Source organism: Microcoleus harperi Pol14_C6 (genome assembly GCF_036701295.1).
Classification (GTDB): Bacteria; Cyanobacteriota; Cyanobacteriia; order Cyanobacteriales; family Microcoleaceae; genus Microcoleus.
Genome location: NZ_JAUBQN010000012.1, coordinates 16,767 through 29,338 on the forward strand (window position 1 = coordinate 16,767; position 12,572 = coordinate 29,338).

A 12,572-nucleotide genomic window follows, 5' to 3' on the forward strand; every position below is an offset into this window, starting at 1 on the left:
AGATGTAGGGGGTAAGCAGAGGGGCGAAAATTTATGTTTCAAACCTCTGGCTGTATTTCCAAATGCTTTACTCTTGTCAGTGGGGGCGATATTTTATACCATTTCTAAAAAGTCTTCCTACAGTTCACGTTATTCGGTTTCTTTCACAAAGTCAACATTCTGTCGCTACTATTGCATGGTTTTTGGAAAAGCTATTATAAGGTTTATTTACTCAAACGCCTTGTAAGCTCTTGAAATAGTTTTTCTTGCATCAAATAATCTACATCCAAACAACATAGCAAATTACCCAATACAATCTCTGGTTCACTAAACCCTTTTTTATTCTTGGGAAGATAAGGCTCAATATACCAGCAAAAAATGTCAATAAAATCATGTCCACGTATCTTTTTCCTAATTTCTGATATATTTTTATTTCGTAGTTCATTGACTTTATCTAAAAAAGCAATTTTATCTGAATTTCTATTATTATCATGTAGGTATTTATCAACAAAGCCATTTGAATCAAATTCAAGTTGACCACTTTTTGATCTTTTAAAGCAGCTTTTTAATGCCTTTAATGACAACCATTTCATTCCATAACTCAAAGATTGGTTAGCGGCTCTAAGTAAAAACATTTCTTCAAGAATAGGGGAAATATTTTTGATAATATTCACAGCTTTTAAATCATCTTTACGTACCGCCAACCTTAAAAATTTTTCAATAATATTAGAATCAAAAAGATACATTTCAATTGATGTATAGTCAGTAAATAGTAAAAGTTCCGATTCTATATGTGAACTTGCTATTAAGTTATCAAAATCTTTATCGACAATACAAATAACGGGAGGAAGGCTTCCTTCAACACGGCTTTGCAGTTCAAAGGCTAAAAAAATCACCCGGCTACGATTATTGTCATTTAATCCTAGTTCAAAAAGCCGCTCTGTAGGTATATCTATAGTATCTATTTCGTAAACAGCAACGTTTTCTGTATCTAAATTAGATTCCTCCAAAAACCATTGAATGATACACTTATCGGTTAATCCTTCAACATACACATCATTTAGACTAGGTTCAAGTTGATAGCGAACAACTAACTCATCTAATTTACGGCGTTTCTCATCTTCCATTTTCAATCTCGTTGCTTACATCTTGTAGCTTAACTACATTCCTTCTATATTGAGCTAGCAACTCAATAGAATGAGTAGCAAGTAAAAACTGGACTAAGCTACCCTTCGTAAAATCAAGGAGTACACGAATAAGTTGCCGCTGCCATTTAATATTTAAAGATATTTCAGGTTCATCAATGATAAAAATTGTGGCTTTATCTCTTGCAGTTAAAGTATTACAAAGCAATAGCAGCAGTTGCTTTTCACCAGATGAAAGTGATTCTGGAGAAATCTCTTGACCATTTTCAGTTGCGATCTTCAACCCGGTTCTAACGTGCAACTCAATCTTTTTATCATTAAAAAAGCTATTAACTGTACTTACAAAAAGTTTCAACAAATCTTGTGTCTCTTGCAAGGCCTTTAGTCTTGCTGAAACGCTATCAAGGTAGGGTTTTAAGACATTCCAAGTAATACGAAGAGTTGCGTCACTATTATTGGCAATTGTACTGATTAGATTTTGATTGTCTAGTGTTGACATCAAACCAAAGTGAGAAAATTCTTTACTTCTATCTTCTGCGGCTTTTAATTCTTGAATTAATTGTTGTGGTGAGTGTGGAAGATCCTCCGATTCTATTTCACCTGAGGTAATAATGCTTGAAATAATTTCTTCATATAGATTATGAACATTGGCAGACCCTTCATTAGATCCTTTTAATGCTTGGTCTCCAATCCATTTTTCAGTACGGGCTATAGAAGTTTTTAATGCAAAATCTCGATCTATATTGGCAACGTGAGATGACCTTCTTAAAAACCGTCGCGGATCTAGACCCATACGACGATTTTCCGACATAAGAAAGAATTGCTCAAGTTCTGTTTCTTCTGACTCAAATACATCGCTGTTGAGAACTCTATCGTCACCAAGAAAAAATACACTTAACTGAAGTTCCGATAACCTTCTTAAAAGATTTCCATCTAAACCCTGGGGTATTCGGCCCTCATCGATTTTATATTTAACTTTGGAAACACTCTTACCTTTTTCTCGAAGTTCAATTTGAAAGGGTCCAAGTAAATCATTTTCTTCACGAGAAACTACTATATGGGTTCCACCAGCTAGCGAAACAGCAAATTTAGCAAAAGGTATTTGCGCTATGAAAGAACGATGTCCTCTGCCTGCTGAAGGAGAAAGAAGATGAAAAAGTAGTTTAAGAATAGTGGTTTTTCCAGAACCATTATCACCATATAAAATAAACAATGAGCTTAAGGAACCTGTACTTGCTACTTCTTTTGAAAGATCATAAGTGTATATCCCGAACAACTTTTCGATTTCAATACGAGTTACCGAAAGAGGAAAATCTGCTGATAGAGTATTAGTTTTATCGATAGCAAACATAGTTGTTGGTTTAGACATAATCCTAGACCCTTACCTTAAAAGTGACAAAAGCTCCTTAAAGAGCATTCGCCAAAAAATAAATTTTGGTATTCAGAACGTCTTTACCGGAATTTCCTCGACCCTAGTGGGTAACGGGATGTCATGTTTAGAGCATTTCTGCTGCATCCATCTCTCTAATATAGTTCATAATTTGGCTCTGTGTCAATTCCCTAGTCGCAATACTAGAACTGCTTACCAACAGAGGATCTAACAATCAAGATTAGCCGCAGTCGATACCTTTGGCGATCGCAGGGGGGAAGCTGGTACTTTGAATAATATTGGTTTAGCATACAACAACATTTCCCAACCACAAGAAGCATTGAAATACTTTAACCAAGCTTTACCAATGTGGCGCGAAGTGGGCGATCGCAGGGGGGAAGCTACTACTTTGAATAATATTGGTGCCGCGTACGACAGCCTTTCCCAATCGCAAGAAGCATTGAAATACTATAACCAAGCTTTACCAATGTGGCGGGAATTGGGCGATCGCGCCCGGGAAGCGGCTACTTTGCGTAATATTGATGCAGTAAACAACAGAAGTCAACCGCCAAGCAGAACAAATATCCCGCCAATTCCCAAATAAACAAGGTTATTTCCCTGCTGTATTCCAGGCAATTAAGAACCGCTAAACTCTCCCCCACAAAGCCAATCCGCCGCCCCTTCCCCTAGCGGCAATTATCCCATCTTCTACCAGAAAATATGCAAAAAATGCCTGCTTCCCCACACTCAAACTAAAAAAATCCGCCTCCCGCGCTTCTCCACCGCGAATAAATCCTTGATACACAGTTTTTCCCAACAATTTCACCGCTATTCTGGTAAAATCAAAAGCTAAAATATTATTAGGCAAAAACTTAGTCGGCCCGGAAAGAGTTAGTACGATCGCCCCAACTTGCACCGAATTCTCCACCCTGCCGATGTTGCTATTCTCTTCCCCTTCAGCAACAGGTTCAGCCGAATAAGCAATTTGAATTTTCGCAATCCACTCAGGGATGTAACGTCCCGCCCCCAAGACAATCCCCGCTTTTTGTCGAGTCTTTTTCGTGCCCGTGATAAAGCAGAGTTGCCAGTTGCCAATTAATTGCTCGAAAGAATAGCGAATTTTATTTTTTTTCGCGTTTTTCTCAGCTTCTAGGAGGGCGTCAACTACGGCGTTGGAAGATGGTTTAGAATTAGATTTAGCGGCTTGTTCTAGAATAGATATATTTTCCATTTAATATACAAACCAGTTGTATTGTTGGTAACAGAGATAATATTAGCTGATATAGCGGAGAAAAACATGGTTGCGATCGCCCCCACAGACACAGAAATCATCGTCATCGGCAGCGGGATAGGCGGCTTGAGTTGCGCTGCAATACTTGCCAGATATGGCTTTGACGTGATTGTCTGCGAAAGCCATTCGATCGCGGGCGGCGCCGCACACGGTTTTGAACGCGGCGGATTTAGCTTCGACTCCGGGCCCTCCCTGTACTCAGGATTATCCTACAGCCCCTCTGCCAATCCGCTGCAGCAAGTTTTGGATGCGATCGGCGAAAAACTCCCCTGCATCACCTACGATACCTGGGGTTGCTGTTTGCCAGAAGGGGATTTCGACACATCTGTTGGCGCGAGTCAATTTGCTGAAGTGCTCGCACAACTGCGCGGCGCGGCAGCAGTCGCCGAATGGCGGCAACTCCAGCGCATCATGGAACCCTACGCCAAAGCTGCCACAGCCTTACCCTCCCTGGCTTTGCGCTTCGATTTGGGCGCTGTTTTTACCCTCGGCAAATTTGCGCCGGCTTTCCTGCAAAGTGCTGGCGATGCGATCGCACTTGCAGGCCCTTTCAGCAAAATTATGGACAAAAATGTCAAAGATCCGTTTGTCCGAAATTGGCTGAATTTGTTGTGTTTCCTGCTGTCTGGACTTCCCGCCGACGGAACGATCGCAGCCGAAGTCGCTTTCATGTTCGCCGACTGGTATCGCCCCAATGCAGTTTTGGACTATCCGATCGGCGGTAGTGCAGCTCTGGTAAATGCCCTGGTACGCGGTTTAGAGCGCCACGGAGGGCAGTTGCTGCTAAATTCCCACGTTGCAGAAGTTTTGGTGGAAAACAACCGGGCTGCCGGCGTGCGGCTGCGATCGGGCAAAATTATTCGATCGCACAAAGCCGTCGTCTCCAACGCTTCCGTGTGGGATACCCTGAAACTGTTGCCTGAAACCTCAGTCCCGCAAAGGTTTCGGCAACAGCGGCAGGCGACGCCGGAGTGCGACAGCTTCATGCACCTGCATCTGGGAATTGATGCTGCCGGAGTGCGATCGGACTTGGCTTGTCACTACATCTTCGTCAAAGACTGGGAAATGGGCGTTTCGGCCCCCCAGAACGTCGTTCTCGTCTCGATTCCCTCCCTCCTTGACCCCCACCTCGCGCCTCCGGGAAAGCACGTCATTCACGCCTATACCCCCGGAAACGAGCCTTACGATTTCTGGCAAAAGCTCGATCGCACCAGCGAAGAGTACAAACTGCAAAAACAAGCGCGCGCCGAGGTAATGTGGGAAGCCTTAGAGAGAATTATCCCCGATATTCGATCGCGCTGCGAAGTCACCTTAGTTGGGACACCCCTCACCCACGAACGGTTTTTGCGCCGCCATCGCGGTTCCTACGGGCCAGGAATTCGGGCGGGTAGCGGCTTGTTTCCCGGGCCGAGAACGCCTTTAGCGGGGCTGTTTTGCTGCGGAGATTCGACTTTTCCGGGCATTGGTTTGCCGGCTGTTGCTGCTAGCGGGGCGATCGCAGCCAATACGATCGCACCTTTGTACAAACATTTGCAATTAATTCGGGAAGTTATTAGTTAGTTGTTATTAGACATCTCCCCTAGTTCTTGTGGAACAGGCATCCTGCTTGTTCAAAACCTTCTTTTTAGGAGATGTGTATTAGTTATTTGTTATTTGTTAACGAAATTATTGAAGAGCTTTCCTAGCGAAGGACGGAAAGCAAGAGTAAACAATAATTCTATAGAGTTAGTAAAATGTGACCGATATCTGTCAGCATAGAAATAGATAGTTCGATCGCCCTGAGAATACCGTGCAACCCGTAGACTTTACAACTTTAACCGCCACTTGCAGCGAACTGCGAGCCCAATGGCTGCCAGCGCGCTTAGAACAAGTCTACCAGCGCGATCGCTTCACCGTGTCCCTGGCCTTCCGCACCATGAAAGGGCGCGGCTGGATTGACCTTTCCTGGCATCCTGTCGCCGCCCGCATCTGCGTCGGCGACCCCCCGCCCCGCATTCCCGACACCTTCACCTTCAGCGAACAACTGCGGCACCAACTCAGCGGTTTAGCCTTAGTTTCGATCGCCCCCGTTGCATCCTGGGAAAGAGTCATCGACTTGCAATTCGCCAAACGCCCCGGAGAACCAGCCCTCTGGCACCTGTACGCCGAAATCATGGGCAAATATAGCAACGTCATCCTCACCGCCCAAGACAACCTCGTTGTCACCTGCGCCCACCAAGTCAGCGCCAAACAGTCCACCGTCCGTCCCATCCAAACCGGGCAACCCTACGAAATGCCCCCGTCTTTGACCGATGCAGTGCCGAGTCTGAGCGAATCTCAAAACCGCTGGCAATCACGAATTAGCCTGGTTCCTGGGCAATTAAAGGGCAATATGTTGAAGAATTACCGAGGGATGAGTAAAGCCTTAGTTTTGTCAATGATTCGATCGGCTTCTTTAGACCCCGAACAATCCACCGACAGCCTCAATCCCGACCAATGGCAGCAACTATTCCAGCGCTGGCTATACTGGCTGCAATGCCTAGAAAACTCCAAATTTCACCCGAGTTTTACCCCCGAAGGCTACACCGTCATCGATTGGCCCGCCCCAGAAAATCACAATGTAGGGGCGGTGCCCCCGTGTCCGCCCTCTGATTCTTCCTTCTCTTCCGTTCAAGAATTACTTAACAGCTACTACACAGGCGAAATCAATCAAGAAGTATTTGCCCAACTGCGGCATCAGCTTAACCAAAAACTCAACAACGTTCTGGCCAAACTGCGCCTCAAAGCCAACACATTTAAAGAACGCTTGCAGCAATCAGCAGACGCCGACACGCACAAATCCCAAGCCGACTTGCTGATGGCAAATTTGCAACATTGGGAACCGGGAATGAAATCAATTTCTCTCCCCGACTTTGAAACCGAGAAACCAGTTATCATTTCCCTAAACCCGGAAAAAAACGCAGTTCAAAACGCTCAAGCCCTCTACAAAAAACACCAAAAACTTAAAAGAGCCCGCATTGCAGTAGAACCTTTGTTAGCCGCCGTACAGGAAGAAATCGACTATTTAGAACAAGTTGAAGCCGCACTTTCGGTGTTGGAAACCTACCGCAACACCCAAGATTTGCAAACCCTCGCCGAAATCCGCGAAGAACTGATCCAGCAAAAATATCTAGACGTACCAGATTACCGCAGTACCGACAAAAATGCTGCGATCGAATTTCACCGCTACCAAACCCCCAGCGGCTTTGAATTATTAATCGGGCGCAACAATCGCCAAAATGACCAACTCACTTTTCGCACCGCTAACGACTACGATTTGTGGTTCCACACCCTAGAGATTCCCGGAAGTCACGCTTTGCTGCGTCTGAAACCCGGTACTGTGGCTGAAGAAACTGATTTGCAATTTGCGGCCGACATGACTGCTTACTACAGTCGCGCCCGCCACAGCGAACAAGTTCCGGTGGTTTATACAGAACCGAAATATGTATACAAGCCGAAAGGCGCGAAACCGGGTATGGTTGTATACAAGCAGGAGCGGATTGTCTGGGGCAGACCGCAGCAAGCTCCGGCTTGATTTATATAAAGTGAGCAAAGGAGTCTATCGGCGATCGAAACCTCGTTTTTTCGCAAAATAAAAGGTTTGGTAGGCATCAACCTACGTATAGACCGGGTTTTTGAAACCGGTTTTATTATACAAAGTGCAAAAAAGTGCGATCGTCCCTAAAAATTAAAATGCATCTGTAATGTAAAGTTTTATTACAGAAAATTAAATTTTGTTGTTATAATACCACTTAAGAGAGATGATATTTCTTTTAGAACCCTTTGCAAAGAAACGTGCAACTTGGGTTTCCTCACTGTGAGAACAACACTGTGGGAACACAACGGATTTAACTATTTGTGCAGACCAGCTTTTGCTAAAGCTGGTCGTTTTTGTTGAAACCTTAAACCCAAGTTAGGACAATTTTAGATTGGCGATTTTAGATTTTAGATTACAACCGCCAATCTAAAATCTAAAATCGGTGTGGGCTTCTCCTAGAAAGTAAACGTCGTTCTGACCACCCCAATCACCAAATCAGAATTATCCTTATTGTGGTCAGGAGCAGTCAGCCAAATCAAACCAGGAGTGACAGAAATATTGTCGCTCAACTTAAACTGATAAAAACCTTCAACGTGCAGCGAAGTATCCTTATCTTCCGGCAAAGTCCGATTAGTAGAACTCGTCACCCGCGGCTCCATACCTACCAAAATTCCGGCCACATTTCCTTCTTTCAACAAATCGGGAAAAGCCAAAGTAACTGCCCAGTTCCAAATTTTTTGGTCTCCCCGCTGTACAGAACCCGTAGGAGTAGCCAAGTTGGATAAAATGCGCTGGTTGGTGTAACCCGCCCAACCACCAATTGCCAATCTCCGGTTCAACCGCCACGAAGCTTGCGCGCCGTAGGAATTGCTAGAAACTGGCAGAGTGCTGTCGCTGTCGAGCCCGAAGGAACCGAGACGCACCGGGAAATTAGAAGCATTGCTGCCGGTACCAGTAACGAAGTTGTAGGAATTAACGTAAGTTAAACCTAAAGCCATGTTGTCGTTCGGTTTAAAAGTCAACTGAGCCAAACCGCCGTAAGAACCGTTAAACAAACCATTTCCCCGCGTCGGGTCCGCAGCATTGCCGGCCAAATATCCCAAACTCAGCTCGAGTTTTTCCCCAAACTGATGCCGCAGAGCGATGCCAGAACCGCCAGTCAAATAGTAAACCGGGTTGCGAGTACCGAAGTTAGAAAGAGCGCCACTGCCGCCGTCTCCGTCAAAGTAAGGGTTGACAGTGTTAGCAAAATCATCAGCAGCGCCGGCGTTGGCTTCTAAAATTACAGTCGTGCTTTTCCCTAGAGGGAATTGGTAAAGCAGCGCATCTAAACCTACAGTATTGCTAGCCTCGGCAAAAGGTCCGGCGTTAAACCGCAATTCTCCTTCAGCGGTTTTCGTATTATTCGTAGAAAACGAACCCAGATTCAAAACTTGCAGTCGAGTTCTCAGCAAATCTTCTCCAGAAAAACTCGTGTCGAAATTGATCCGAACCCTGCTGCCGAAAGCCGTGGTTTTATCAGCTTCGCGGCCCTCGGCATCATCTCCCCTGGCGATACCCGTCAAAGCAAATATCACTTCGCCGTTGAGTTTAGTCGTAGTTGAAAACTGATTTGCTTCTAATTCCGAGGCGCGCGCTTCCAAAACATCGACGCGGCCGCGTAAAGTTGCCAACTCCGCCGCAAATTCTTCTTGCAACCTTTGCACAGAAGCCAAATCTTCTCGCGTCGCCAGATTTCTGGAACCGCCTTGAATTAGCTCGGTAACTTTATCCAAACACGCATTTAAACCTGCTGCAAACTCGTAGCGAGTCATCGCCCGGTTGCCGCGAAAAGTGCCGTCAGGATAGCCAGCTATGCACCCGTAGCGCTCTACTAGGGATTGCAAAGCTTGGAATGCCCAATCGGTGGGCCGAACGTCGGAAAGTTGAGAAACTGAGGTTACTTGGCCAGCCCCATCTTCGCTGCGACTGTCTTCTGCGCTGTATTGATTGATTTGTTCTAAAACATTTGACTGTGCTTGAGGTTGGGCGCTTGAATCTGTGGATTGGGAAATTTGCTCGGGTTGCGCGGCCGGTTTTTCTGCGTTTAAATTAGCCAGTGGTGCGGCGGGTTGCGTTTCGCTTAAGTTTGCGGGCGCTACTGCGGGGATTTGCTGCGCGACTGATTTTTCGGCACTTAAATTTACGGGCGCTACTGCGGGTTTGGTTTCGCTTAAATCTGCTGCAACTGCGTTTTCCGTTGCTTTTGGTTGTTCGGTAACTGGGGCGATGGGATCGTTAGCGTTAGCGAAGCGATCCGAAGGAAAGCCCTCGTAGAGGTTCGCACTTTCTTTCTCAATAGTTTCAACAGTCAAGTTGCTATCTAGTGACGCTGGTTCGGCTGTCTCAGGCTTTGCTGTCTCAGACTTGGCTGCCTCGGTTGCAGCACCTGCTAATTGCAATTTATCAGCTTGAGCTGCCGTGGCAATTTCTACAGGTTGCTCTACTGCTAGCGCCGTCGAAGATACGACTAAACTTGCTGCCACTACAGCGGGACTAATTAAAAGTCCCTTCCACAAAAATTTGGACATTTTTTCCTCACACCACATTGAGCCGATCGCCGATTCCGAAGATTTAGGCGCCCGGAAATCACCTTCAGTATTCCGCCTAATAGTATTTCTTGTCAACTATCGGGGAAATCCCTGCTGGAGAGTGCAGTTGTGCTGTGGTTGATTTGACAAAAACTCCGTTTATTCCCAAAATCCTTGGTTTTACCTAGATACCTACATAGAAACCTGGTTGATGGCTGGATATTGCGTAAGTTATCCCTTAGTAAGACTAATATTGACAGCACTGGCGCTAACAAATCGTTTGATCGGCTACAAATACAAGTGAAAAAACTCAAATACGCCCTAGTTCACGAATGGTTGACGCCCTTAGCTACTGGCGGTTCAGAACTCGTAGTGCAAGAAATCCTCAAACACGTAGACGAGGCAGATGTCTATGCCCTCATCGACTTTGAATCAGCCAATCCCGAAAGCTATCTTTTCGGGCGACAGATTGGCACAACATTTTTGCAGCACTTTCCTGCAGCCCGCAGCGGCGTCCAAAAATATCTGCCATTTCTGCCGATCGCGATCGAACAACTAGATCTGCGAGAATACGACATCATCCTCTCATCATCCCACGCTGTCGCCAAAGGCATCCTCACCAGTCCCCAGCAACTGCACGTCTGCTACTGCCACACTCCCATGCGCTACGCTTGGGACTTAACTTTTGACTATTTGCGTAGCAGCAAAGCCGGACGGGGGATCCCGGGGCTGCTGACGCGATATTTGTTGCATCGACTGCGACAGTGGGACGTAATTTCCGCCAATCGTGTTGATTATTTCATCGCTAACTCTCAACACACTGCGCGCCGAATTTGGCGCTGCTATCGGCGGCGGGCCGAGGTGATTTATCCGCCGATAAATATCGAGCGATTTTCCTTGATGCGGCAAAAACAGGACTTTTACGTCACAGTTTGTCGGTTGGTAAGTTACAAAAACGTAAGTGCGATCGTCCAAGCATTCAATCAACTCGGGCATACTCTAATTGTCATCGGCACCGGGCCAGAATTAGAAATGATTCGGCAAATCGCCAAACCCAACGTGCAAGTGCTCGGCTGGCAGCCCGCCTCCATAGTTGAAAAGTACATGGCAGAGGCGAAAGCCTTTGTATATGCAGCTTGCGAAGATTTTGGCATAGCTTTGGTAGAGGCTCAAGCTTGCGGAACACCAGTAATTTCCTATGCAGCAGGGGGCGCTTTGGAGACAGTGCTCGACATTCGCCAACACCCAGAGACAGGGACGGGTTTATTTTTTTCCTCCCAAACCGCAGCAGCATTAGTCGAAGCTGTCAAGGAATTTGAGCAGTTGCAAGGCAAATTTCGGCCAGAAATCTGCAGGTTGCGCGCTGAACAGTTTGCCCCCGAAGTTTTTGGGCAGCGCTATCTAGCTTTTGTGGAACGCTGCTATCAGGAATTTCACTCCCGTGATTTTACCGAGTCTGGGGCTTGAGAGTGCCAGAACCCGATAACGGGACAATCTCCCTTCTGCCTTTGTATAAGTGCCTTCAGAAGACCTCTGCATAAGTGCCTTGTGCCTTTTTCCTTCTGCCGCCAGAAGCCCTCTTCCTTCTTCCTTGTGCCTTTTGAAGCCTTCAGAAGGCAGAAAATTGAGTATTGGAAACATAATTGAGAGAACAAAGCGTCTTGAGGCTTTATGATCAGGACTGTGTGTGGTGTGAAGTGAAGGAGTAAGATGACTGCCGACAGCCAACTAATCTCCGGCAAGGTAATTCGAGCGATCGCAAGACGCGGTTTTGGGTCTGTCCTGCAAGGAGATAGACGCATAAGTCGTTCTCTACAGAGCCTCGACGGAGAACTTTTCAAGCGGTTATTTGACATCCTGTTTTCCTTATCGGTTCTGATCCTGTTTGCTCCGGTTTACCTGCTTTTGGCTTTCTTAATCGCCTTAAGCTCGCCCGGTCCTATTTTTTACGTACAGGAACGAGTAGGCAAAAACCGTAAAAGGTTTTATTGCCTTAAATTCAGAACGATGGTGGAAAATGCGGACGATATATTGCTGGAAATCATGGAAAATTCTCCGCATTTGCGTCAAGAGTTTGAGGACAATTTCAAGCTGAAACAAGACCCTCGAATTACCTGGATTGGAAGATTTTTACGAATGACCAGTTTAGACGAGTTTCCCCAGTTTTGGAATGTTTTAAAAGGAGATATGAGCGTCGTCGGACCGAGACCTTTAGTTGAAGAAGAACTGCCGAGATACGGCAATCACATCAACAAAATTCTCACCATAAGACCTGGAATTACAGGATTGTGGCAAGTGTCCGGTCGCAACGACATTCCCTATCCCCGCCGAGTCCAAATCGACCTCTATTACGCAAATGACAAAAACCTTTGGATGGATATGTGGATTGTTTTCAAAACAATTGGAGTTGTGATTTTTCCCAAAAATAACGGCGCATACTAATTTTTGTCCGCAGTCAGCCATCGGTAGTTAGTTTTATTTGTTACTGACCACTGATGCTGACTACTGACAATCAGCGACAAACTCTTTGTCAAAACTAAACAGTTCCTGGATGCCGATCGAAGAATTGTGAGCTTAACTAACGGGGCAAATACTTAAATAAACCTACCTCTTATTCATCTAGAAATATCAGTTCTTCTAGATAGACTACTTTAGGTTTAGG

General features: G+C 45.7%; 9 protein-coding genes. 5 read left to right on the plus strand and 4 right to left on the minus strand.

From position 1 onward, the window contains the following. Positions 1-203 precede the first annotated feature (203 nt). Both QUA27_RS11110 and QUA27_RS11115 read right to left on the minus strand, forming a co-directional pair. Positions 204-1,106, minus strand: coding sequence for a DUF4435 domain-containing protein (locus QUA27_RS11110; RefSeq protein WP_333068006.1), 903 nt, complete (start codon positions 1,104-1,106; stop codon positions 204-206). After that, positions 1,096-2,493: an AAA family ATPase gene (locus tag QUA27_RS11115; RefSeq protein WP_333068007.1), complete on the minus strand. Its 1,398-nt coding sequence runs from the start codon at positions 2,491-2,493 to the stop codon at positions 1,096-1,098. Before QUA27_RS11115 ends, QUA27_RS11110 begins: the two co-directional genes overlap by 11 nt. A gap of 289 nt (positions 2,494-2,782) precedes the next feature. Here QUA27_RS11115 and QUA27_RS11120 point away from each other — a divergent pair, with 289 nt between their 5' ends. Beyond that, a complete protein-coding gene (locus QUA27_RS11120; protein WP_333068008.1) occupies positions 2,783-3,097 on the plus strand; it encodes a tetratricopeptide repeat protein in 315 nt (104 codons plus the stop codon). 42 nt (positions 3,098-3,139) lie between these two features. Here QUA27_RS11120 and QUA27_RS11125 read toward each other — a convergent pair whose 3' ends face one another. Next, entirely contained in the window at positions 3,140-3,724 is a 585-nt protein-coding gene (locus QUA27_RS11125) for a hypothetical protein (RefSeq protein WP_333068009.1), read from the minus strand. A 66-nt stretch (positions 3,725-3,790) separates the two neighbouring features. On the opposite strand from QUA27_RS11125, the gene QUA27_RS11130 reads away from it, so the two are divergent. Beyond that, the gene (locus tag QUA27_RS11130) at positions 3,791-5,344 is read left to right on the plus strand and encodes a phytoene desaturase family protein (RefSeq protein WP_333068010.1); all 1,554 of its coding nucleotides are present in this window, start codon (positions 3,791-3,793) and stop codon (positions 5,342-5,344) included. 229 nt (positions 5,345-5,573) lie between these two features. Continuing rightward, entirely contained in the window at positions 5,574-7,337 is a 1,764-nt protein-coding gene (locus QUA27_RS11135) for an Rqc2 family fibronectin-binding protein (RefSeq protein ID WP_333068011.1), read from the plus strand. Between the two features lie 458 nt (positions 7,338-7,795). Here the strand turns inward: QUA27_RS11135 and QUA27_RS11140 are convergent, their stop codons facing one another. Then, positions 7,796-9,910, minus strand: a complete 2,115-nt coding sequence (locus tag QUA27_RS11140; RefSeq protein ID WP_333068013.1) for an iron uptake porin — start codon at positions 9,908-9,910, stop codon at positions 7,796-7,798. Positions 9,911-10,210: 300 nt separating this feature from the next. Between QUA27_RS11140 and QUA27_RS11145 the strand changes: the two genes are divergently transcribed. Both QUA27_RS11145 and QUA27_RS11150 read left to right on the plus strand, forming a co-directional pair. After that, positions 10,211-11,377: a glycosyltransferase gene (locus tag QUA27_RS11145; RefSeq protein WP_333068014.1), complete on the plus strand. Its 1,167-nt coding sequence runs from the start codon at positions 10,211-10,213 to the stop codon at positions 11,375-11,377. Between the two features lie 243 nt (positions 11,378-11,620). Further along, positions 11,621-12,352 carry an undecaprenyl-phosphate galactose phosphotransferase family protein gene (locus QUA27_RS11150; protein ID WP_333054666.1) on the plus strand — a complete coding sequence of 244 codons (732 nt, stop codon included), beginning with the start codon at positions 11,621-11,623 and terminating at the stop codon, positions 12,350-12,352. The last annotated feature ends 220 nt before the right edge of the window (positions 12,353-12,572 follow it).

Bases quoted from the DNA above. Each gene is read 5' to 3' on its own strand.
- QUA27_RS11110 (WP_333068006.1), bottom strand. From the start codon at position 1,106: ATGGAAGATGAGAAACGCCGTAAATTAGATGAGTTAGTTGTTCGCTAT.
- QUA27_RS11115 (WP_333068007.1), bottom strand. From the start codon at position 2,493: ATGTCTAAACCAACAACTATGTTTGCTATCGATAAAACTAATACTCTA.
- QUA27_RS11125 (WP_333068009.1), bottom strand. From the start codon at position 3,724: ATGGAAAATATATCTATTCTAGAACAAGCCGCTAAATCTAATTCTAAA.
- QUA27_RS11130 (WP_333068010.1), top strand. From the start codon at position 3,791: ATGGTTGCGATCGCCCCCACAGACACAGAAATCATCGTCATCGGCAGC.
- QUA27_RS11140 (WP_333068013.1), bottom strand. From the start codon at position 9,910: ATGTCCAAATTTTTGTGGAAGGGACTTTTAATTAGTCCCGCTGTAGTG.
- QUA27_RS11150 (WP_333054666.1), top strand. From the start codon at position 11,621: ATGACTGCCGACAGCCAACTAATCTCCGGCAAGGTAATTCGAGCGATC.